The sequence below is a fragment of the Mycobacterium sp. IDUB_5 genome (assembly GCF_055419565.1).
This window is the reverse complement of sequence record NZ_JBVAXX010000004.1, coordinates 655,378-675,753: the sequence shown is the minus strand read 5'-3', so window position 1 is coordinate 675,753 and position 20,376 is coordinate 655,378. Positions and strand designations below refer to the sequence as shown.

The window sequence follows — 20,376 nt, the reverse complement described above, 5'->3', positions numbered from 1 at the left end:
CCGGGGCGATGATCTTCGCGGGGCTCAGCCATTTGTTCTGGGCCCGTGAGGAATTCCAGGCACAGGTGCCGAAGTGGGTACCGATGGACGCCGACGGCGTCGTGATGGCCTCCGGAGGTGTCGAGATCACACTGGGCGTGGGTCTCGCGCTGCTGAGGCGGGATCGCGTTCTGGTCGGCCGGCTGCTGGCAGCGTTCTTCCTGCTCGTCTTCCCGGGCAACATCGCCCAGTTCGTCAACCAGGCAGACGGGTTCGGCCTCAACACAGACACCAGCCGATTCGTCCGACTGCTCTTCCAACCCGTGCTGATCGCCTGGGCGCTGTGGGCTACGAGGATCCCGCGGCGTCGCTGAGCATCTGCTCCACGGCGGCCACGGCCTCTCCTGCCCCGAACGCTTTCAGCCGACTCAGCGGCATCGAGGAGATCATCTTCAACATGTCGGTTCCGAGGCCGTCCCCGGGGGTCATGGATCCGAACTGTTCTGCCAGCCGAGGGCCGACGGCAGGATCGGAGAGCAGCTCACCCAGCGTGGAGTCCGTCGTGAGTGGTAGACGCGTCGCATCCCCATCCACCTCAATATCGCTGCTGCACAGTATGTTCCGGCTGGACCGTCCGACGTGCACGGTACATCTGCCACCCTCCACCACCCACGTCGCGATCCGGTCGTCCCAATGGGCGATGTCGGCGCGCGGGATGTGCATCGTGACCGTGACGCCGGCTCCACGCCCCACCTCGACGACGTCGAACGCCTTCAGCTCGCGGGGTGGCCGGCGCAGGGTCGACTCCGGAAACGACAAATACACCTGAACCACGTCCCGGCCGTCGCGGTCCCCGACGTTGGTCACCGTGACCGAGACGGTGATTCCATGGTCGTCCGCAGTCGCGGCAAGATCGCCGTAGCGGAAGTCGGTGTAGGACAGTCCGTGCCCGAACGGGAAGGTCACCTCGATGTCGCGGGCGTCGTACCCGCGATAGCCGACGAAGATGCCCTCGCCGTAACGCACCTGTGAGTGCTCACCGGGGAAGGTGAGGAACGAGGGCGCATCCTGCAGGCGAGCGGGAACGGTCTCGGCGAGCCTGCCCGAGGGATCGGCGACCCCGAAAAGAACGTCCGCGATCGCCGCGCCACCGCCCTGCCCGAGGAGGGCACCGTCCAGAATGGCTGCGGCGCAACGGTTGACCTCCGACAGACGAACGACACCGCCGTGCGAGAGCACCGCGATCGTGCGGGGCTGCACCGCGCAGACGGACTTCAGCAGGCGGATTTGATCGTCGGGGAGGTCGATGTGGGTGCGGTCGTAGCCCTCCGACTCCTCCTGGTCGGTGAGCCCGAGGAACACGACGGCCACGTCGGCGGAACGCGCGGCAGAGAGCGCGGCGTCGCCATCCTCGGCGTAGGTGACCTCTCCGCGGGCACGGGTCCGGATCTCGTCGAGGGGGATGTCGAGTTCAGCCGCGTTGATGTGTGAGCTGCCACCTCCCTGATAGCGCGGCTCGACGGCGAAATGACCGATGATGGCGATGGTTTCGTCAACTCCGAGCGGAAGGGCAGCGTCGTCGTTCTTGAGCAGCACGATGCTGCGTGTCGCCGCCTCGCGCGCGAGGAGGTGATGGGCACGTCGATCGAGAGGCGCCGCCGGTTCCGCGGCTACTGCGCGCCGCAACAGGCGCACGACGCGAGTGGCGGATTCGTCGACCAGGTCTTCGTCGAGACGGCCCTCCTGTACGGCAGCGACGACATCGTCGTCCAACGCCGAGTCACCGCCGGGCATGGCGAGGTCGAGGCCGGCCGTCAGCGCCGCGACCCGGTCGGCGACCGCACCCCAATCGCTGACCACGAGACCGTCGAATCCCCATTCTCCGCGCAGGACGTCGGTCAGCAGCCAACGGTTCTCCGAGGCGTAGACACCGTTGACCTTGTTGTAGGCGCACATGACGGTCCAGGGCCGCGCTTCGGTGACGACCTTCTCGAAGCTCTTCAGGTAGATCTCGCGCAGCGCCCGCGCGTCCACCTGCGAATCAGAGCGCATCCTGTCGGTCTCGGTGTTGTTCGCCGCGAAGTGTTTGACCGAGGCGCCGACACCGCGTTCCTGTAGACCCATGACCCACGTCGCGCCGAGGCTGCCGCTGAGCAGCGGGTCTTCCGAGAAGTACTCGAAGTTGCGCCCGCAGCGCGGATCACGCTTGATGTTCACCCCGGGACCGAGGACGACGCTCACCCCGAGTGAGCGCGCCTCGTCGGCGATCGCGGCGGCTACCCGGTGGACGAGTTCGCGATCCCAGCTCTGTGCCAGACCCGCCGCGGGAGGAAAGCACGTCGCGGGCGAGCTGGCGCCCAGACCCAGGTGGTCTGCCGCAGCGTGCTGAACACGAACGCCGTGCGGGCCGTCGGTGAGGGTGATCGCAGGGAGTCCGTCGACGGACTCGGTCTGCCAGAACGATGCGCCGCTGCAGAGCGCGGCCTTCACAGAGAGGGGCAGATCCGCGGCGCGCGTGTCCATGGTGACGACGGTACGCATGGACCCCGTTCGCGCCGAGGGGTCACTCTCCAGCTGAAGGCGGGGCTTTCGTGCTCGCGAGCGGCGCGAGACTGTGACGAACGAATACCTGTGCATTCGCTACTGCGGACTCCAGCGAGTTGCGACGGGGATCCCACCACTCCACAGCCCAGTTGAGGGCACCGAGGATGAGTGCCTGCGCCATCGGCGCATCGAGGTCATCGCGAATCTGTGCCTCGGCTGATGCATCTCTAATCAATCCGCGCCAGATCCGTTCATAGGTAGCTCCTTCCTTCTTCTGCCGCGTCCGCAATCGCATAGGCACCTGGCCTGAATTGCGGATCGACGCTCGCGCGTAGTCAGACATCTCGAGTTGGTGTCGTAGGTGAAACTCGACGGCGGCCATGATCCGATCCATGGCGGAAGTGTCCTGCGGAAGGGCCTTGAGGACCTGCTGCAGGCATCGACGCTGATCACTAATACCACGGAACATGACCTCTTCGATCAGGTCTTCTCGGGATGGAAAGTAGTAGTAGATCGCGGGGGCTTGTAGTTCCGCGTGCTCAGCAACGTCGGTCAGCCGGGTGCCTGCGTATCCCTTGATAGTCAGCACGGTTGCCGCAGCGTCGAGGATGCGAACGCGGGTGCGTTGTGACTTCGAGTCACCTCCGGTGGCGGTGGGCGTCTTCCTCGGCATCGACCGATAATAGGAGCGTGATTGCCGGGGAGCGCAACACTCGGCTCGCAGGCGGCGCCCTTTCATCAGTCTCCAATGTTGTCAGCTGAGTGCACAGGTCCTGAACGCGGGCGATCGTCGGGCGTTTCGGATTTTATGACACGTCGCTCGCGTAACATCGTTTGATGGCCAGGCACAGAACGCCTTTGGCGTCGACCGCAAATCGGCAAGGTGAGGAATCGACGTCGAAGTCCGCATCGACAAGATCCCGCATTCTCGACGCAGCCGCGCGTGTGCTTTCGAAGAACGGATACGCTGGCCTGCGTCTCACCGACGTCGCCGCCGTTGCCGAGCTGCAGGCGCCGGCGATCTATTACTACTTCCCGTCTCGTGAGGATCTCATCGAAGAAGTGATGTGGTCCGGTGCCGCCGACCTACGGGCGCACGTGATGTCCGCCCTCGACGACGTCCCCGTCGACACCAGTGGTCTCGATCGTCTGCTCATCGCCGCCGAAGCCCACCTACGTCACGAGCTCGAGGTCTCTGACTACACGACGGCCGCAATCCGCAACGCTGGACAGATTCCGCAGTCCATCAGAACACGGCAGATCCTCGAGGAGGAACGCTACGGGGAGATCTGGCGCCGGATCGTCAACGATGTCGCCAAGGAAGGGCGGCTTCGGCCGGAACTCGACGTCGATATCGCCCAGATGCTGATTCTCGGCGCGCTCTACTCTGCGGTGGAGTGGTGGAGCCCCCGGCGCGGTTCCGTGGCCGAGGTAGTTGCCAACGCGCAATCGATCATCCGCCATGGACTGGTCTCAGGCCCGTCCTGACCGCGCCGACGACCGCAAACCCGCGAGCATCTGGGACGTGTACGTCTGCTCGAACGAAAACGCCTGCCGCGGAGATCATTCCGCGATCTTCACGGCCTCGATGAGATCGTGCGGAACGACCGAGAAGGTCCGTCCGGTGGGCCGCAGCCCCGCGCCGACGAGCAGCTCCTCGAACTCTTCTCTGGAGCGCAGCCGTCCGCCGTCGCGCTGGGTGAGGGTGTGCAGATCGAGTAGAGGCGAGAACGGATTCGGACGGTTGGGCGGCTGGAGATATTCCACCACAACGAGTTTGGCGCCGACAGGCATACTCGCTGCCACCGTTGCGAAGATCTTCGAGCAGCGCTCGTCGTCCCAGTCGTGGAGTACGTCTTTGAGCAGGTACACATCGGCGGTCGCGTCGATGGACCGGAAGATGTCTCCCTCGACACGATCGATGCGATTCTCGACTCCTCGTTCGGCGAGGAAGCGGTCTGCTTCGGCGATCATGCCCGCGCTGTCGACCAGGATGCCCCGCAGGTCCTCGCGCTCGGTCACGATGACCGACAGCAGTGTTCCGATCCCGCCGGCGACGTCGCACACCACAGCACCGTCGGGCCACGGGTAGACGCGGGCGATCCCGCGGGCGATCATGCTGGTCGCTTGCCGCATGGTCGCGGCGAAGATCTGCTGCTCGGCCGGATGAGTGGCGTACCAGTCCCACACCGACACACCGTGCACGATCTCGAACGCGCTCCGGCCACTGCGCACACTCTCGGCGAGACCACCCCACGCGTCCACGGTCGACCGCATCCCCTTGTAGCGCATCCAGGCGCGCAGCGACGCAGGATGGTCGCTGCTCAGCACCGCGCCCATGCGGGTCAACGTCGCTGCTCCCGTTCGGCGATCCAGGGTGCACAGACCGCACGCGACCGCACCGCGCAAGAGGCGGTGCACGGTGTCCGCATCGCCGTCCACGCGTGCGGCGATCTGCTGCGCGGTCATGGGCCCGTCGGCGAGCACGTCGGCGATTCCGAGTTCCGCGATGGTTGCCGCGATCTGGACACCTGCGACACCTTCTCCGACGTCGAGCATCGCGAACTGCGGCGGCACCAATTTGTCGGCGAATCTCTTGAGACCGCGCCGAAGCGCAAGCGTGGCCAGCACCACGGACAGAGGCGTCGACGGCATCCGTGCAGGCTACCTGCGGGGCACTCGGATCAGCCGGGAGCTTGCGTGCACATGGTGCCCCGCGCCGCGTTCACCAACCCTGCGGCCTGCGCGGGGCTCGCGCCGTACCCGGCTGCCGTCGCGTCGATGACCGCCTGCGCGGGCTGGCCTGTGTAGAGCTGTCGGCAGGCCTGCTTGCCAGCCAGAAGGAGTTGATCGTCGTTTCCTGGGAAGTTGCCCCGCACGCCGTTGAGGAAGCTGACCTCGTCGGGGCTCAGGGCGATGGGCCACGCCGCGGCAGGTGCCGCAGCGCCAGCCAGCAGCACCGCGGTGGTCATCCCGATGGCAATCAGTCGCCGTCTGCTCCGTTGCATGTCAGCACCTCTTCTCGGCATAGCTGTCTTCGAAGCCTAAGCCGCTGACACGGGGTGCTGATGCACTACTTTTCGGTCGGCAATCGCATCGGGATAGCAGCCATGGTCGCGATCTCGGCCCAGGAGCAGCCCGGAATTCTATTCCGCGGTGGGTTCGGGCGGCGGTTTCAGCGGGGGCCGAGCAGTTCGCCGCGAACGCTGCCGTGGACAGTCCGCGTCGCCACCAGGCACCACGTTCCGAGCAGACACACGTAGCTGATCGCCGCGGCGATGCGCAGTGCCGGCAGCCCGGTGTGCAGGGCCAGCTGCGTGGTGCCGGTCACGAAGGTGCCGACCGGAAACGTCAGACTCCACCAGGTCAACGCAAACGGCATGCCGCGGCGCAGGGTTCGAACGGTGAGCGATGCCGCCAACACGATCCACAGGACCGCGAAGCCCCACACGGGAACACCGAAGAGCACGGCGAATATCTTCAGGCCATCGGCGATCTGAGGGTCGACGGCAGTGGCGGCGCTGCTCCCCAGAAGTCCTGCCGCGGTGATGGACTGCCCCAGTGGGCCGAGCACGATCCACAGCGTGGCGACCCGTGCGGTGCCGGACGTGCCGTAATGGACCAGCCTGCTCCAGATCATCGTGGTGATGATCAGCGCGGCGATCATCGACAGGCCGAACATCGCAAAGCAGGCGTAGAGCATCGTGGCGCGACCCGTCTCTCCGGCGATGTGCGGGATGAGCAGAGCCCCCGTCGCGGCCGACACCATCGGCGGCACCACCGGCATGAGCCAGCCGCCGAAGGCGGCATCCGGGCCGACGTCGTGCTGGGTGACCATCAGGAACGGAATGGTGGCCGCGGTGACGAGCCCGCCCGCTGTGCCGAGAATCCACAGGGTCCAAGCCAGGCGCAGGGCGGTGTCCGCGCCGATGAGGTCGCCACCGACCAGCAGGGCTCCTGCACCGACGGTGAGCAGCGCCATCGGGGCGGCACCGTAGAAGTGTGCCATCGACGCGTTGCGTGCATGGCCGCGAGCGACGGAGGGATGGCGCACCCATAACGACCCGACCAGCACGACCAGCACCGCGAGCAGCGCTGCGGCCAGAACCCAGACCACCTGGGCGAAGCCGCGCAGCCCCGGCACCTGAACCGGCAGGCTGGCGGCGGCGGTGGCGACGATCCCGGTTCCCATCACCGAGGCGAACCAGTTCGGTCCGACATGGTGGAGCCGCCGAGGCGTCGGCTCCATCAGGTCGATGGTCTCGGTGAGGGTGAGCGTGGATTGCTGCATGTTTGTCACGCTAGAAGCTGCGGGACCTGCCCGACAGCGGTGACGACACAAGCAATTCTTGTGACCTGATCACTCGCGTCGATGGCGTCGAGTGGCAGCGATGTGGCTCAGCAGGTCACGCGCGGCACCCGCGGGTGGAGTGCTGGCGCCCACCCAGACCGCGCGCAGGGCGCGGCGAAAGTCCAAGCCAGCCACCTCGACGGCACGCAGACGCCCGAGTTCGAGATCGTCGGCAACGGCCAACCTGCTCAGGACAGCCGGCCCCGCCTCCGCGAGCACCGCCGCGCGCACCGCGGCTGCGCTGGACAGCTCGAGCGCGGGCGCAGCCTGCTCGGCATCGGTGACACGCCGGAGCGCGCTGGTGAGGAATTCTCTTGTACCCGAGCCCTTCTCGCGGGTCACCAGCGCAGCTGCGGCGAGTTCCTCGGCGGAGATCGGCTGGGGTCGACGGGCCCACTTGTGCGTGGGCGGCACCACGACAACCAGCTCGTCGTGGGCCACCGTGGTGCTGCGCAACGGCCGGGGCACTCCGGGGCTCTCGACGAAGCCCAGGTCGGCGCGACCGTCGCGAATAGCCGTGATCACCTGCTCGCTGTTGGCTGCGGTCAGGATGACGTCCGGCGGTGTCGCGCGTTCCCGGGTGACTGTCTCCCGCCAGCTGACCAGCCAGCGGGGGAGGAGCTGCTCGGCGATGGTCAGGCTCGCGGTGATGCGCAACCGGGTCTTGGTGTCGTCGCGAAGCGTGGCCAGGCCTGCGTCGACCTCGTGCGCCACGGTGAGCAGGCGATCGGCCCACTGCGCAGCGACCGCGCCCGCCGGCGTCAGGCGAGACCCGGTCTTACTCCGAATGACCAGACGCACACCGGTCTGCCGCTCCAGAGCGGCGATCCGCGCGGACACGGCCTGCTGGGTCAGCCCGCATTCCCTGCCCGCGCTACTGAGGCTGCCGGTGCGCGCGATGGCGAGCAGGACCTCCAACGACGTGAGGTCCGGCATTCGGGCGCTCAACTGCACAGGGACGACCCTAGGGGGAACTGATGTTCACCGGGTGAGCGAGGATCGACCCGTGCATGTATCCGAGCTCGTTCCACGCCGTGGACTCCGGCTGGACGTTGCCCCGGTTGTCGCTGGCGCGCACCCGCAGGACGTGCTCGCCGGGAGCCGCATCCCAGCGGAACTGCCACCGAGCCCATACCCCCGCCGAGCCCGGCGAGGTGATGGTGGCCGGTGACCAGGGACCGTCGTCGATCCGGTACTGCACCTGGGTGATCCACCCCTCGCCGGCATAGGCGCGACCACGGATCAGATGCGGCCCGGCGGGCAGCGTCGCCGGCCACGGGAGCTCGACCAGGCTGGACAGCGCCGGTTCGGTGATGGCCGGGCCACGAGCTGGGCCTTCGGTGGCCTGACCGGGGCCGATCAGCACGTAATCCTCGGTGTTCCAGGGCGTGTAGAGATGTTGCGTGCTGACCTCGATGCGACCCAGCCACTTGATGCTCGCCGCTCCTAGCCAGCCGGATACCACCAGCCGGGCAGGGAAGCCATGGTCGACGGGAAGCGGCTCCCCGTTCATGGCGAAGGCGACGATCGTGTCATCGGCGAGAGCCTTGGCCAGCGGCAGCGGCCTGCGGGCCCGGATCTGGTCGAGAGACTCTGGCATCACCTCCACAGCGTCATCGGTCACGTTTGCCGGTCCCAGCAGTTCGCGGAGTCGTACCCCGGTCCATTCCGCGGTGCTGATCGCCCCCCGCCCCCATTGCGTGCCCTCGAAGGTGTGCTGCACCTCCTGTCCGAACAATGTGCGGCGATTGCCCGCACACTCCAGGGTGCGGATCATCGAGATGAGTGGAAAGTCGTTGCGCAACTGGGCTAGCGAGTATTCGAGCGGCTTTCGCACGCCGCCACCTTCGATGCGAAGTGCCCAGGTGTCGACGTCGATGTGAGGCGACGGAGCATGACTGCGGATGAAGAACCGGTCGTTGGGTGTGATGTCGCCGAGCATCTGGGTCGGGTTGGTGCCGTAGTCGAGCCCGGTCCCCGCATCCTCCATCAATTCGGAGGGCGTCGGCTTCACCGCCGCGAATTTCGTCACGTCTGCACACTATGCCCCGCGGTGACCCCGTAGCCGAGCTTGCCTCAACGGCAATACTCCTTGCCGAATGGTCATGTCCTCGGCAGGCTGTGCGCATGGTTCCTCCTATCGACTCAGCGCTGTACGAACGCAACGGCGAACCGCTGACCTCCCAGTGCATTCCACCCGCATTCGAGATGGTCGGAGGTATCTCACCAGGTGCCCACGTGCTCGACGTCGCCTGTGGTCCCGGGGGGCTGAGCGTGGCCGCTGCCTCGCTCGGTGCCCGCGTGGTGGCCACGGACGTCGCCGCACCGATGGTGGAGCGGGCGGCGCAGCGGCTGGCACCGTTCCCGGCATGCTCCGCGACTGTCATGGATGCACAGGCGCTCGAGTTCGCCGACAACACGTTCGACATCGCCTTCTCGATGTTCGGCGTCATCAACCTGCCTGACTGGCGGGCCGGCCTTCGCGAGTTGGCCCGAGTGACCCGCACTGACGGCCGCGTCTGCATCAGCAGTTGGAAAGATCCGCGGACCGTCGCAGCCGTGACTCTGCTCGTGGAAGCCATGGCCGAGGTGTTCCCGGGGCAGGAACCTGTCCCCGTGCCCGAAGGGGTGCTGTTGGCCGCGAAACCCGATGTGCTGCAGCAGCACATGGCGGCCGCAGGATGTCACGACATCACGGTGGCGCCGCTCGAGATCGTCTGGGACGGTACCGCGGTACCGCGGTTCCTCGACGAGCTGGATGAGATGTTCGGCTTCATGCCCCCGTTTCTGGCGCTGACGGCCGAGCAACGTGAGCTCCTCGGACCCGCATTGCTGGCTGCTGCGCAACGGCGCGCAGGCCCCGGTGGGCAGTTACGCACCAGCACCACAGCGCATCTCGCAACCGGGACCGTCTGAAGGGAGCAGTCAGTTCGGGCGAGTCATGGGCGTGGGCCAGTCAGCCGGCGGATCCGCCAGCGACGACATGTCGGGGAGGGGAAGCTCGCACAGCGCTGCGGCCTGCTTCACCGGGATGCCGAAGGTGCGCAACAGGCTCGCGGCGATCTCGTCGACCGTGGCGTCGGCGTCGCGGTCGGGCTTCTCCCGCAGCAGGGTGGCCAGTCCGATCAACGCGCCGCCCGCCAGGGACAGCCCCACGTCGGGATCCGCGATGACGAAACGGCCGGCGTCGATGGCCGCGGCGATATCGCGACGGGCGCGCGGTGAGAGACCGTGCTCGGAGAAGATCAGCGAGCCGGCGTTGGCCAGCAGCAGTGCCGCCTCTTGCGGGCGGTGGCGAAACAGCCTGCCGGCAAGTCGAAATCGCGTGACAAAGGCCTCGGCCGGGTCAGTGATCGACTCGGTGTACACGTCGAGGAGCGCGCCCATCTGGTCGAGAGCATCCGTCAGGGCCGCCTCGAACAGCTGCTCCTTGCTCTCGAAATGGTTGTAGAACGACCCCATTCCGACATCGGCGGCCTGCGTGATCTCCAGGATCGGCACTGCGAGTTTGCCCTCGGCGATGAATCCCTGCGCTGCACGCACCAGCGCTGCTCGGGTACGCATCTTGCGACGCTGGAGCCGATTGACAGGCTGCTCGCCGCCGTCGCTGTCAGGCACGTCCATCGCCGCAGGATATCAGCCTGACCTCAATCTTGAGGATTTCGTCAGTACTGGCCGCCAGGTGAGCGAGGAATCTTTCCGGTCACCAGGCGCTTGTGCTTGGGCGTGAGGCCGAACGGTTCGAAAGAGAACGCGATGACGAGTCCCCTGTCCGGAAAACGTGCCCTGGTGACCGGCGGTTCGCGTGGTATCGGTGCAGGTGTCGTGCGCCGGCTCGTCGCCGACGGTGCCGCGGTGGCGTTCACCTACCAGTCCTCGCCGGCACCCGCGCAGAGCCTGGTCGACGACCTGACCGCAGCGGGCGCCACGGTGGTCGCAGTGCAGGCCGACAGCGCCGACCCCGCAGCGGTCACCGACGCGGTGCAGGCGGCAGCCTCGGCGCTCGGCGGTCTCGACATCCTGGTCAACAACGCCGGCATCGCCTACGGGGCACCCATCGAGGACTTCCCCCTCGAGGAGTTCGACCGCCTCATCGCGGTCAACGTGCGCGGCGTGTTCGCCGCCACCAAAGCCGCAGTCCCGCACCTCGGCGAGGGTGGGCGCATCATCACGATCGGCAGCGTCAACGCCGACCGCGCACCGATGGCCGGCCTGTCGGGTTACGCCCTGACCAAGGCCGCCGTCGCCGGCTTCACCCGTGGGCTGGTGCGGGAACTCGCTCCACGCGGAATCACCGTCAACACCATCCAGCCCGGCCCGGTGGCCACCGACATGAATCCGGAGGAGGGCGGGGAGTTCTCCGAATACGTACGTCCGTTGATCGCCGTCGGCAGGTACGGCCAGCCCGCCGACATCGCCAGTGCGGTCGCGTATCTGGCGTCTCCGGAAGCCGGCTACGTCACCGGCGTGACGTGGAACGTCGACGGCGGTTTCGTCATCTGATCCCCCAGGTGCCGATAGGTTCCCTCCTATGGCAAGGGAGGCACCGACTCTTGGACACCACGACCCGCACGACATGATCGGCCACGGCGTCGCCGGTGTCTAGCGAACCTGCACATCACACCGCGGCGCTCGGGACGATCCTGCGCGCTGCAGTTCTCTTGCACAACAGCGGTCAATCCACATCGATGACGGTGACCGCGGTGCGACGGCTGGCGCACGGACTCGGTCAACCGGCGGAGGTCGTTCCCGGGTGGTCGGCCTTGACCGTCTACGACCCGCGTACCGACGGGGGCGGCGTTCTGATCAAGGCGACGCGCCCCGTCGCAGTGAACATGCGTCGCGTGACCGCACTGATGCGCACAGTGGACGAGTCGGGGCGCCGCTCCATCGATCGCGTGGAGGTCGATCGAGCGCTCGACGCCGCCGAGCGTCTCCCGGTCTCCGCGACACCGGTGTTCGTCACGGCCTGCGCGCTCGGAGCGGCGGCGCTGTCCGTCGTCTTCGGCGTGACGGACCTCCGCACGATCGCACTGATCGCCGCTGCGGCAGCCCTGGGCGGCGTGCTGCGCCGCCTGGTCGGTAGGTGGAGTGCCGACCCATTGCTGCCGGTCTTCGGCGCTGCGCTGATCGCGGGTGCAGCCGGTGGGTTCGCCGATGCGGTCGGAGTGCACGCTCCCGGCGGTCTGGTTGCGCTCTGCCCGGCCATGGTGATGGTGCCGGGGCCACAGATACTCATCGGCGCCATGGATCTGCTTGCGGCGCGAATACCGTTGGCGTTGGCCCGTCTGGGTTATGCGCTCCTTCTTCTCGCGGTGATCGCTGTGGGCCTGACGATCGGGCTGGGCGTCGGCGGGCAGTCGCTGCCCCTTGCGGCGCCGCCTGCGAACGTGCCTTTCGCCGCTGACGTGGTGGCAGCCGGTGTCGCCGCCGCCTGCTACCCGGTGTTCTTCTCCATGCCGTACCGCCTTCTGGGTTGGCCTGTGGCTGTCGGCATGGCGGCGCATGCCCTGCATTGGATCGCGATGGTGCAATGGCACGTGAGCCTGCCCGTCGCGGCGCTCATTGCATGTCTGCTCGCCGGAGCAGTCCTGACGCCCCTGGCGTACCTGAAGGGAATGCCCTTCGCCGCAGTCGGTTTCGCCGCTGTGGTCGCCATGGTGCCCGGCGTGTACGTTTTCCGGGCCGTCGCAGGCGTCGCTGAACTCGCCACGCGGGCAGGTGAACCCGTCCTGCTGGCAGTCGCCGGCGACAGCGTCACCGCAACTCTGACCGTCATCGGGATGGCCGTCGGATTGGCGGTGCCCACCCGGGTGCGGGACTGGGTGCTCGACCGGCGGCGGCTACGACTCGACGCGGCGCCCTAATCGACGATGCGGATGAGCTTCTTGTTGACGAACTCGTCCATGCCGAAGCGGCCCAATTCCCGGCCGAAGCCCGAGCGCTTCACGCCGCCGAAGGGCAGCTCCACGCCTTCGGCCCCGACCGCGTTGACGAACACCATGCCGGCCTCGATCTTGTCGGCGACCCGCTTGGCCTGTTCGCCGTCGGTGGTGAAGACGTAGGAGCCGAGCCCGAATGGCGTGTCGTTGGCCAGCTCCACCGCTTCCTGCTCGTCGGAGACCTTGTACACCGATGCAACGGGTCCGAAGAGCTCCTCGCGGTAGTCGCGCGGCATGTCGGTGAGTACCCCCGGCGGGAAGTGAGCGCCCTTGCGTTCACCCTGGCTGGTCAGGTTGGCGCCTGCGTCGACGGCGCGCTTCACCTGATCCTCGAGGCGCTCCGCGGCGGCGACGGACGACAGCGGTGCCAAGCCGTCGGCCTTGCTCAGAACCTTCTCGGTGAACTTGTCGAGGAATTGGTCGTAAACGCTCTCGGCGACGATGATGCGCTTGGCCGCGTTGCAGGCCTGACCGGTGTTCTCGAAGCGTCCGTCGACCGCGGCCTCCACGGTGGCGTCCAGATCATCGGTCGACAGCACGATGAACGGGTCGGAACCGCCCAGTTCGAGCACGACCTTCTTCAGGTTGCGGCCCGCGATCTCGGCCACGGCGGCGCCGGCCCGCTCCGAGCCGGTGAGCGACACACCCTGCACCCGGGGGTCGGCGATTGCCTCGGCGATCTGCTCGTTGGTGGCGTAGACGTTGACGTAGGCGCCTTCGGGGAAGCCGGCGTCGGTGAAGATCTTCTGCAGAGCCTCCGCCGATTCCGGACACTGCGGCGCGTGCTTGAGCACGATCGTGTTGCCGATCGTCAGGTTGGGGCCGGCGAACCGGGCCACCTGGTAGTACGGGTAGTTCCAGGGCATGATGCCCAGGAGCACGCCCACCGAGCTGCGGCGGATCAGCGCCGACCCCTCGCCGTCGAGGAGATCGATCGGCTCGTCAGCGAGGAACTTCTCGGCGTTGTCCGCGTAGTAGGTGTAGATCGCGGCGCTGAACTCCACCTCGCCGATCGACTGGTCCAGCGGCTTGCCCATCTCGCGCTGGATGATGCGGGCCAGCTCCTCCTTACGCTCCTCGTGCAGTTCGCCCACCCGACGGATGAGAGCCGCCCGATCAGCGACCGACGAGGTGCGCGACCATTCGCGGTGTGCCGTGTCCGCCGCGGCGATCGCCTGCTCGATCTGCTCGTCGGTGGCCGTCGGGTATTCCTTGACCAACTCGCCGGTGGACGGGTCGACCACTGCGTACATAGACGTGCTCATCGACAGTTCGCTCCTCATGATCGGGCTGGGCACAGGCACGAAAAAAACCGTGCGCCGCCAGTCTAGGTCGCCGTCTTAGGGGGCGTGTCGAGTTCGTCGGCGTCGGGAATCGCCTCGCCCATGTTTACCGAGAGCGGGCGACGGAACAATCGTGTAAGCCACAGCAGCACAACGATTCCGATGGCGAACCAGATGATTCCGTATCGGGTGGATTCGGGCGAAAGGTAGAGCCACAGCAACACGGTGGCTGCGACCCCGATGCCGGGCAGCGCGATGTTGCGGAAGATCTGTCCCGCCCCGCTGACCTCGCGCCGGCGATACGCGAAGTAGATGATCACCGTCAGATTCACCATGGTGAACGCGATCAGGGCGCCGAAGTTGATCAGCGACGCGACGAAATCCAGGTTGAACGAGATCGCCAACAACGACACCAGACCCACGAAAACGATCGCGTACGACGGAGTCTGGAAACTCGGGTGCAGATAGCCGAAGAACCGACCGACCGGACCGCGACCGTTGCGCCCCATCACGAATAGCAACCGTGACACCGATGCATGCGATGCCAGGCTGGAGGCCACCGTGGCGGCGAACGCAGCCGCGGTCAGCAGGATCTTGAACAGATGCCCGCCGACGTTGAACGCCACCTCCGGCAGCGCGCTGTTCTCCAGGGACTCCTGGCTGAAATTCGAGACGTCCGGGAACAGTGACTGCGTGAAGAAGGCAGCGACGAAGAAGATGGCGCCGCCGATGAGCAGAGCGAACAGGATCGCCTTCGGCACCGTCGAGGCATCCTTGGCTTCCTCCGTGTACATCGTGATCGCGTCGAACCCGATGAACGAGAACGCAACGATCGTGGCGCCCGTGATGACCAGATCCAGATGCACGCCCTCGTGCCACAGCGGCTCCGTCGAGAACAACGTCCCGTTGCCCATCCCGTCCATCAGCGACTTGCCCGCCAGGATCAGGAACACCCCGATCAGCACCACCTCGAACACCACCAGAAGCATGTTCACGCGGGAGGTGTTGGTCATGCTGAACAGGCACATCCCGGTGATCGCGGCGACGTAGACGACGACGAAGAGCCACTGGGGCGCGTCCGGGAAGAACGAGTACAGGTAGCTGCGGATGATCAGTGCGTTCACCAGCGGGAGCAAGAGGTAGTCGAGAAGCGCGGCCCATCCGATCAGGAAACCGAAGTTGGGGTGGATCGTTGCCGAGGTGTACGTGTACGCCGAACCGGCGGAGGGGAACACCGTCGTCATGCGGCCATAGCTGATCGCAGTGAAGGCCATGACCACCAGGGCGAAGACGTAGGCCGTGGGCACGACACCGCTGGTCTCGTCGGAGACGATGCCGAACGTGTCGAACACGACCGTCGGGGTCATGTAGCCCAGGCCGAGAAAGACGATCGCCCACATGCCGAGCGTGCGAGCGAGCACGGGAGAACCCGTGGAGCCGGAGTCTGACTGGGTCATCGTGGCACCGCCATCTCACGGGGGACGAAACGTACTCAAGGGGCTTACCACAACCTCGGCGGCTCTGTAGCGTCACCAGCCATGCGGTATGTCGTCGGGTACGGTCCGCGCCAGCGCGGGGTCGACGGAGTCAACGTCGCGGCCACCTTGGCGCGCACCTCGGGCGCCACGCTCGATCTGGTGTCGGTGCTGCCGAGCGACGCGCCCACATTCCAGCGTTACTCGCCCGACCAGGCCTTCAACACCGAACTCGAGGAGCAGGGCTGGGAGTGGCTGCGCGACGGCCTGTCCCGCGTTCCCGATGACGTGACCGCCGAGGGTCTGGTGCAGCGCGCCGATTCGATCACCCAGGGACTGCTCGACGCGGCCACCGATTCCGGGCGCGGGGAGGCGGCGCTGATCGTCGTCGGGACCTACCACCGGGTGCGCAGTGGCGGATTCGGGGGCCGATTCGGGCTGGGCAGCCTGGCCGATGCGTTGCTTCACGCCTCTTCGGTGCCGGTCGCGCTGGCGCCGGCGCAGTACCAGGCGCAGCCGAGGGTCTCGCGCATCACGTGCGCGGTCGGGCTGCGGCCAGGGAACGAGGTGCTCTTCGACAACGCGCTACGGCTGGCGGGCGAGTGGCGGGTGCCGTTGCGCGTGATGTCATTGGTGGCACTCGACGAGGACGCGAACGGAGACGGCGGCGAGTGGACGCGAGCTGCCGAAGAGCATGCGGCCGGGCTGGTCGACGCCGCCGCGCAGCGGCTGCCGGCCGAATGCTCGGTGAGCAGCATCATCGGCCGGGGTGATTCCCTCGAGGACGCCGTCGCAGGTGTCGAGTTCTCCGATGACGAGGTCGCGCTGGTGGGTTCGAGCCGCCTGGCCGCGCCGCGGCGCCTGTTCCTCGGCCGCTCGGCCGCCAAGATCCTGCGAGCCTTGCCCGTGCCGCTCATCGTCTGGCCCAGGGACTGATTTTTGCAGCAGCGATGGAATCAAATCGCCCGTATGTCTGTTTGACCCTGCATAGGCGGCGCCACCGCCCAGCAGAGACAAGAAGAGGCGAGAGCGATGAAGAAGTTCGGGTTGATGAGCATGGTCGCCGGTGCAATGACCGCGGCGGTGATCGGTTTCGCCGGTCCGGCGCAGGCCGACCAGAGCGGTTTCGGATTCGGCGGCTACGGCTACGGGCACCACGGATACGGATACAGCAACGACTACTACCCGTGGTACGACCAGCTGTTCCCCCACGTACACGTGCCGCACGTGGACACCACGGTTCACCCCTGATAGACGACCACCGAGAAGGGCGCCCGCTCGTGCGGGCGCCCTTCTTGCGTTGTCAGATGCGGCTCACGTGGCGTCAGCGCCGCCGCTGAGGTGATCGACGACGAAGGCGGCCGCCTGATCTGCCATGCCGTTGCTCTTGTAAGCGCTGTGAGCGGCACGATCGAAGGCACCTGGCTGGCACACCGGATCGCCCGGAGCGCACAGCTGCAGCGTCTTGTCGGCGTACAGCGGCCCGACGGTCAACGATGGTGCGTTGCGATCGACGAGGTTGAGGAAGAACGGGTCCGGCGTGCCGAACAGGACGACCGCCGCGACGTGCGGTGCCACCGAGGCCGGCATCGGCCCGCTGATGTTGGGCGGCAGGATGAATCCGGGCGGCACGTGATCGAACGTCGTGTAGGCCGCGACCGCGGCACCCTGGGAGTAGCCGCCCAGCACGATCTGGGTGTTCGGGCAGCTCTGCACCACCGACTGGATGTGGCCGGCGGCGTCGGCGACTCCATTGACAGCGGCCTGGAAGTCCAGCGAGGCAGGGTAATTGACCCCGTAGGTGGCCACTGGCGTGCTGAGGCGCCCATTCAACGAATTGACCAGAGCCTGACCCGTGTCCCCGATGCCGGGCGCCTCGAAGGTGCCTCGGGCGAACACCACTTCGACCGCCGGGCAGGCCGGCGCTGGTTGTGCCGCGGCGGTCCCGGCGGCCTGAGGTCCCACGCACGCGGCGACGACCGCACCGACCGCGCCGACGAGGTGGCTCATGCGCCGGATCTGAGGGCTGGTCGTCATGACGGTCCTTTCACAGTGGTGGCACGCCCCTCCGGCGATCGCCCGAACAACATGCGCGAGAGCATGCGATCACGAAGGGTCAGGGTATGGAGCAATACCGCACAGACGTGCGCGGCTATGACGGCTACCAGGAGGTAGGCCAGTACCGAATGGGTCTGCCGGAGAACAAAATACATTGCCGCATTGAACGGCGCGATCGCAGGTAGGTGCACCCCGAAGGCGACGGCAGGCCGCCCGGCCGCCGACACCATGGCCCATCCCACCAGGGGTTGCACGAGCAGCAGGGCGTACATCAGCCGTTCCGAGTACGTGACGACCTTCCCCTCGAGCCGTCCGACGGTGGGCGGCCACGCCGGTGGATGGGTGATCCGGCGGTTGACCAGACGCAGCACCGTGACGGCCAGGATCGTGATCCCGATGCTCATGTGCACCGCCACCAATACGGCGTACGAGCCGATGGAGTTCACCATCGCGAAGCCGATCAGCAGGGCGGCGAACACGCCGATCGCGGTGATCCAGTGCAGAATCCGGGAGCGTACCGCGAAGCGCTGCGGGCCGGTCACGCGCGCACCTCGTCGACCTGGACGGCCGACGGCGTGATCGGTTCGCCGGTGCGGAGCCGATAAGACGCCGCGTACACCGAGGACCTCGCACTCAGCAGAGGATCGGCCGACGGCTCTATACCGTCGGGCAGCACCAGCGGATCGAAGTTGACATCGCGCGCATTGCCGCGGGATTCCGTGAGAGCGGTTGTCAGCGTGAGCGTTCCGACGTCGACGCGCTGTCGATCCGCCGGCCACGGCAGCGTCGCGTCGTCGTGCGGGTCCGAGGGTTGGCCGACGACGAATTCGAGCCGCCACCGAAGCGGAGTGCTGCGGATCTGCCGAACCAGGGCGTCGAACAGGCCATCACGTCCCGCTCCGGCGGGCAACGACGCCTGGAGGGGGATAAACGACCAGCGCACCGGTGTCCGCTCACCGGAGGCGTCGACGGCGTAGAAGGTGTTGAGGCCCGAGAAGGTGCTGTCCGCGAAACCCGTTGTCGGGGTTTGTGCTTTGATGATCTTCATCGCCGCGGCCGTCTCGGGATGAGCGCTGAGAAACGCGGACATCGCAGCCGGATCGGGTTTACCCGTGCCGGGGACCACCTTGCCTGCCACGGCCCTGTCCAGGAAGCCTTGGGCCGAATTGTCCGGGAACACCGGCAGGTTCAGCGTCGCAGTTCGCCACTGCTGGCGACCGGGCAGCCCGAACGCCAGCCCCAGTCCGCGGGCCGCACCGGGCGTATCGGCGACGAACGGGTCGCCGCCTGCCAGGGAGAATCGTCCGACGACCGGCGTACGGCCGGCGAGCAGGACGGCAGCCGTGGACAGGGTGGCAGCCTGCCCGCTGCTGTCGAAATAGCCCTCGACTGCAACCCCTTTCGCGTGGTTCTTGCGAAACCCGGGGTGCACCCCGTAGACCCCACGCAGACCGTCGATCACCGTCTGCCGGGTGAAGCTCGCGGCCGGCCGAATCCAGTTGTTCGCGTACGCCACTGCGCCCAGGTCCACGGCGAGGAAGGCGCCGACGGCGGCCAGACCTTTCAGCACTGATCGCCGGTCGATCTGTGCGCCCCAGTCCCCCCTCACCTTCGGTACCTTAATTGCTGGCGGCGCGCTGCGCCCGGTCTGTACATGGTCACGCTCGATTCTGTTCCTCGGGATCGCTGATGGCATTGGCGGTACCGCCAGACGCAGCTGGAGGCTGCCGGTAACTCCGAGGTGGGGTTAACCGGAACTCCGTCAGTTCGGTACGAGGATGGTCGAGCCGTGGGTGCGTCGAGCCTCCAGGTCACGGTGCGCCTGCGCGGCATCACGCAATGCATAGGTCTCACCGACGGTCACCGTGATCGCACCCGAGCCGATGGCGTCGAACAGTTCACCCGCCCGCCAAGCGAATTCGTCCGCGGTGCGGTTGAAGTGGGTGCGATAGGGCCTCGTCAGGTACACCGATCCAGCGGCGTTGAGCCGTTGTGGATCGACCGGTGGTACCGGCCCGCTGGCGGCGCCGAACAGGGCCAGCGTGCCGCGGATCGCCAGGCTCTTCAGACTGGCATCGAATGTGGACCTCCCCACCCCGTCGTACACGGCGGCCACCCCCTCACCTTCCGTCAGCGCTCGGATCTCCTGTCCGAAAGCGTCCGCATCTTCCGGGTAGTCGAGCACGTGCCACGCTCCGGCCTGCCGGGACAACTCCGCCTTCTGCGGCGTCGAGACCGTCGTAATCACCCGAGCCCCTTTGGTCGTGGCCCACTGGGTCAGAATCAGCCCGACGCCACCGGCGCCGGCGTGCACGAGGATCGTGTCTCCGGGCTTGACCGCATAGACGGAGTTGATCAGCAGGTGCGACGTCTCCCCTTTCAGGAGTGCCGAGGCGGCGACCTGGGGGGAGATGCCCGTCGGTACATGCGCGGTCAGGTCGACGTTCGCCACACAGTATTCGGCGTACGTCCCGTCGGTGTCGGCCGCCGCCACCCGGTCGCCCACCCGGAAGCCGGTGACCTCGCTCCCCAGCTCGGTGACCACTCCGCACACCTCGCAGCCGGGGATGAACGGCAGTGCGTGCGGGTAGGCACCGGTGCGGAAGTAGGTGTCGATGAAGTTGACGCCAATGGCTTCGGTCTTGACCAGCACCTGTCGAGGGCCCGGAGTGGGTTTGGGCACCTCGGTGTACTCGAGAACATCGGGCCCACCGTGGCGAGTCACCTGGATGGCGTGCATGACA

Annotated in this window: 21 protein-coding genes; 7 read left to right on the top strand and 14 right to left on the bottom strand. The window is 66.9% G+C overall.

From position 1 onward, the window contains the following. Positions 1–8 precede the first annotated feature (8 nt). Positions 9–353, top strand: a complete 345-nt coding sequence (locus ACZY1G_RS16425; RefSeq protein ID WP_463814786.1) for a DoxX family protein — start codon at positions 9–11, stop codon at positions 351–353. On the opposite strand, the gene ACZY1G_RS16420 is transcribed toward ACZY1G_RS16425, so the two are convergent. Further along, positions 328–2,502 (bottom strand): glycoside hydrolase family 3 C-terminal domain-containing protein, encoded by a 2,175-nt coding sequence (locus tag ACZY1G_RS16420; RefSeq protein ID WP_463822966.1) that lies wholly within the window; start codon positions 2,500–2,502, stop codon positions 328–330. The two genes, ACZY1G_RS16425 and ACZY1G_RS16420, sit on opposite strands and share 26 nt — an antisense overlap. A gap of 40 nt (positions 2,503–2,542) precedes the next feature. After that, positions 2,543–3,196, bottom strand: coding sequence for a TetR/AcrR family transcriptional regulator (locus ACZY1G_RS16415; protein ID WP_463822965.1), 654 nt, complete (start codon positions 3,194–3,196; stop codon positions 2,543–2,545). A gap of 164 nt (positions 3,197–3,360) precedes the next feature. Here ACZY1G_RS16415 and ACZY1G_RS16410 point away from each other — a divergent pair, with 164 nt between their 5' ends. Beyond that, complete coding sequence (locus tag ACZY1G_RS16410; protein ID WP_463822964.1) at positions 3,361–4,011, top strand: TetR/AcrR family transcriptional regulator; 651 nt, start codon at positions 3,361–3,363, stop codon at positions 4,009–4,011. Positions 4,012–4,086: 75 nt separating this feature from the next. Here the strand turns inward: ACZY1G_RS16410 and ACZY1G_RS16405 are convergent, their stop codons facing one another. The 5 genes from ACZY1G_RS16405 to ACZY1G_RS16385 form a co-directional block, all read right to left on the bottom strand. Beyond that, the gene (locus ACZY1G_RS16405) at positions 4,087–5,178 is read right to left on the bottom strand and encodes a methyltransferase (protein WP_463822963.1); all 1,092 of its coding nucleotides are present in this window, start codon (positions 5,176–5,178) and stop codon (positions 4,087–4,089) included. A 29-nt stretch (positions 5,179–5,207) separates the two neighbouring features. Further along, positions 5,208–5,531: a DUF732 domain-containing protein gene (locus ACZY1G_RS16400; RefSeq protein ID WP_463822962.1), complete on the bottom strand. Its 324-nt coding sequence runs from the start codon at positions 5,529–5,531 to the stop codon at positions 5,208–5,210. 167 nt (positions 5,532–5,698) lie between these two features. Next, entirely contained in the window at positions 5,699–6,772 is a 1,074-nt protein-coding gene (locus tag ACZY1G_RS16395; protein WP_463823019.1) for a TDT family transporter, read from the bottom strand. Between the two features lie 111 nt (positions 6,773–6,883). Then, complete coding sequence (locus ACZY1G_RS16390; protein ID WP_463822961.1) at positions 6,884–7,828, bottom strand: LysR family transcriptional regulator; 945 nt, start codon at positions 7,826–7,828, stop codon at positions 6,884–6,886. A gap of 10 nt (positions 7,829–7,838) precedes the next feature. Beyond that, positions 7,839–8,906: a sulfite oxidase gene (locus ACZY1G_RS16385; protein ID WP_463822960.1), complete on the bottom strand. Its 1,068-nt coding sequence runs from the start codon at positions 8,904–8,906 to the stop codon at positions 7,839–7,841. Positions 8,907–9,001: 95 nt separating this feature from the next. Here ACZY1G_RS16385 and ACZY1G_RS16380 point away from each other — a divergent pair, with 95 nt between their 5' ends. Continuing rightward, positions 9,002–9,790, top strand: a complete 789-nt coding sequence (locus ACZY1G_RS16380) for a class I SAM-dependent methyltransferase (protein WP_463822959.1) — start codon at positions 9,002–9,004, stop codon at positions 9,788–9,790. A gap of 9 nt (positions 9,791–9,799) precedes the next feature. Here ACZY1G_RS16380 and ACZY1G_RS16375 read toward each other — a convergent pair whose 3' ends face one another. Then, entirely contained in the window at positions 9,800–10,498 is a 699-nt protein-coding gene (locus tag ACZY1G_RS16375; RefSeq protein WP_463822958.1) for a TetR/AcrR family transcriptional regulator, read from the bottom strand. 132 nt (positions 10,499–10,630) lie between these two features. Between ACZY1G_RS16375 and ACZY1G_RS16370 the strand changes: the two genes are divergently transcribed. After that, a complete protein-coding gene (locus ACZY1G_RS16370) occupies positions 10,631–11,377 on the top strand; it encodes a 3-oxoacyl-ACP reductase family protein (RefSeq protein WP_463812880.1) in 747 nt (248 codons plus the stop codon). 95 nt (positions 11,378–11,472) lie between these two features. Next, complete coding sequence (locus ACZY1G_RS16365) at positions 11,473–12,741, top strand: threonine/serine exporter family protein (RefSeq protein ID WP_463822957.1); 1,269 nt, start codon at positions 11,473–11,475, stop codon at positions 12,739–12,741. Here ACZY1G_RS16365 and ACZY1G_RS16360 read toward each other — a convergent pair. Together ACZY1G_RS16360 and ACZY1G_RS16355 are read right to left on the bottom strand one after the other, a co-directional pair. Further along, the gene (locus tag ACZY1G_RS16360) at positions 12,738–14,081 is read right to left on the bottom strand and encodes an NAD-dependent succinate-semialdehyde dehydrogenase (protein WP_463812877.1); all 1,344 of its coding nucleotides are present in this window, start codon (positions 14,079–14,081) and stop codon (positions 12,738–12,740) included. The two genes, ACZY1G_RS16365 and ACZY1G_RS16360, sit on opposite strands and share 4 nt — an antisense overlap. Before the next feature lie 62 nt (positions 14,082–14,143). Beyond that, the gene (locus ACZY1G_RS16355) at positions 14,144–15,556 is read right to left on the bottom strand and encodes an APC family permease (protein ID WP_463822956.1); all 1,413 of its coding nucleotides are present in this window, start codon (positions 15,554–15,556) and stop codon (positions 14,144–14,146) included. 81 nt (positions 15,557–15,637) lie between these two features. Between ACZY1G_RS16355 and ACZY1G_RS16350 the strand changes: the two genes are divergently transcribed. Together ACZY1G_RS16350 and ACZY1G_RS16345 are read left to right on the top strand one after the other, a co-directional pair. Beyond that, the gene (locus ACZY1G_RS16350; protein ID WP_463812875.1) at positions 15,638–16,510 is read left to right on the top strand and encodes a universal stress protein; all 873 of its coding nucleotides are present in this window, start codon (positions 15,638–15,640) and stop codon (positions 16,508–16,510) included. 96 nt (positions 16,511–16,606) lie between these two features. After that, positions 16,607–16,825: a hypothetical protein gene (locus ACZY1G_RS16345; protein WP_335332121.1), complete on the top strand. Its 219-nt coding sequence runs from the start codon at positions 16,607–16,609 to the stop codon at positions 16,823–16,825. 63 nt (positions 16,826–16,888) lie between these two features. Here the strand turns inward: ACZY1G_RS16345 and ACZY1G_RS16340 are convergent, their stop codons facing one another. The 4 genes from ACZY1G_RS16340 to ACZY1G_RS16325 form a co-directional block, all read right to left on the bottom strand. Further along, the gene (locus ACZY1G_RS16340) at positions 16,889–17,611 is read right to left on the bottom strand and encodes a cutinase family protein (protein WP_463812874.1); all 723 of its coding nucleotides are present in this window, start codon (positions 17,609–17,611) and stop codon (positions 16,889–16,891) included. Further along, positions 17,608–18,174 (bottom strand): cytochrome b, encoded by a 567-nt coding sequence (locus ACZY1G_RS16335; protein ID WP_463812873.1) that lies wholly within the window; start codon positions 18,172–18,174, stop codon positions 17,608–17,610. The genes ACZY1G_RS16340 and ACZY1G_RS16335 overlap by 4 nt, the downstream gene beginning before the upstream one ends. Next, complete coding sequence (locus tag ACZY1G_RS16330; RefSeq protein ID WP_463812872.1) at positions 18,171–19,241, bottom strand: catalase family peroxidase; 1,071 nt, start codon at positions 19,239–19,241, stop codon at positions 18,171–18,173. The genes ACZY1G_RS16335 and ACZY1G_RS16330 overlap by 4 nt, the downstream gene beginning before the upstream one ends. Before the next feature lie 153 nt (positions 19,242–19,394). After that, positions 19,395–20,372, bottom strand: coding sequence for a quinone oxidoreductase family protein (locus ACZY1G_RS16325; RefSeq protein ID WP_463822955.1), 978 nt, complete (start codon positions 20,370–20,372; stop codon positions 19,395–19,397). Positions 20,373–20,376 lie beyond the last annotated feature (4 nt).

Excerpts from the sequence above, each read along its gene's own strand:
- ACZY1G_RS16425 (WP_463814786.1), top strand. The coding sequence starts at position 9 with ATGATCTTCGCGGGGCTCAGCCATTTGTTCTGGGCCCGTGAGGAATTC.
- ACZY1G_RS16325 (WP_463822955.1), bottom strand. The coding sequence starts at position 20,372 with ATGCACGCCATCCAGGTGACTCGCCACGGTGGGCCCGATGTTCTCGAG.
- ACZY1G_RS16340 (WP_463812874.1), bottom strand. The coding sequence starts at position 17,611 with ATGACGACCAGCCCTCAGATCCGGCGCATGAGCCACCTCGTCGGCGCG.
- ACZY1G_RS16360 (WP_463812877.1), bottom strand. The coding sequence starts at position 14,081 with ATGAGCACGTCTATGTACGCAGTGGTCGACCCGTCCACCGGCGAGTTG.
- ACZY1G_RS16345 (WP_335332121.1), top strand. The coding sequence starts at position 16,607 with ATGAAGAAGTTCGGGTTGATGAGCATGGTCGCCGGTGCAATGACCGCG.
- ACZY1G_RS16415 (WP_463822965.1), bottom strand. The coding sequence starts at position 3,196 with ATGCCGAGGAAGACGCCCACCGCCACCGGAGGTGACTCGAAGTCACAA.
- ACZY1G_RS16380 (WP_463822959.1), top strand. The coding sequence starts at position 9,002 with ATGGTTCCTCCTATCGACTCAGCGCTGTACGAACGCAACGGCGAACCG.
- ACZY1G_RS16355 (WP_463822956.1), bottom strand. The coding sequence starts at position 15,556 with ATGACCCAGTCAGACTCCGGCTCCACGGGTTCTCCCGTGCTCGCTCGC.
- ACZY1G_RS16395 (WP_463823019.1), bottom strand. The coding sequence starts at position 6,772 with ATGGAGCCGACGCCTCGGCGGCTCCACCATGTCGGACCGAACTGGTTC.
- ACZY1G_RS16400 (WP_463822962.1), bottom strand. The coding sequence starts at position 5,531 with ATGCAACGGAGCAGACGGCGACTGATTGCCATCGGGATGACCACCGCG.
- ACZY1G_RS16350 (WP_463812875.1), top strand. The coding sequence starts at position 15,638 with ATGCGGTATGTCGTCGGGTACGGTCCGCGCCAGCGCGGGGTCGACGGA.
- ACZY1G_RS16410 (WP_463822964.1), top strand. The coding sequence starts at position 3,361 with ATGGCCAGGCACAGAACGCCTTTGGCGTCGACCGCAAATCGGCAAGGT.
- ACZY1G_RS16420 (WP_463822966.1), bottom strand. The coding sequence starts at position 2,502 with ATGGACACGCGCGCCGCGGATCTGCCCCTCTCTGTGAAGGCCGCGCTC.
- ACZY1G_RS16405 (WP_463822963.1), bottom strand. The coding sequence starts at position 5,178 with ATGCCGTCGACGCCTCTGTCCGTGGTGCTGGCCACGCTTGCGCTTCGG.
- ACZY1G_RS16370 (WP_463812880.1), top strand. The coding sequence starts at position 10,631 with ATGACGAGTCCCCTGTCCGGAAAACGTGCCCTGGTGACCGGCGGTTCG.
- ACZY1G_RS16375 (WP_463822958.1), bottom strand. The coding sequence starts at position 10,498 with ATGGACGTGCCTGACAGCGACGGCGGCGAGCAGCCTGTCAATCGGCTC.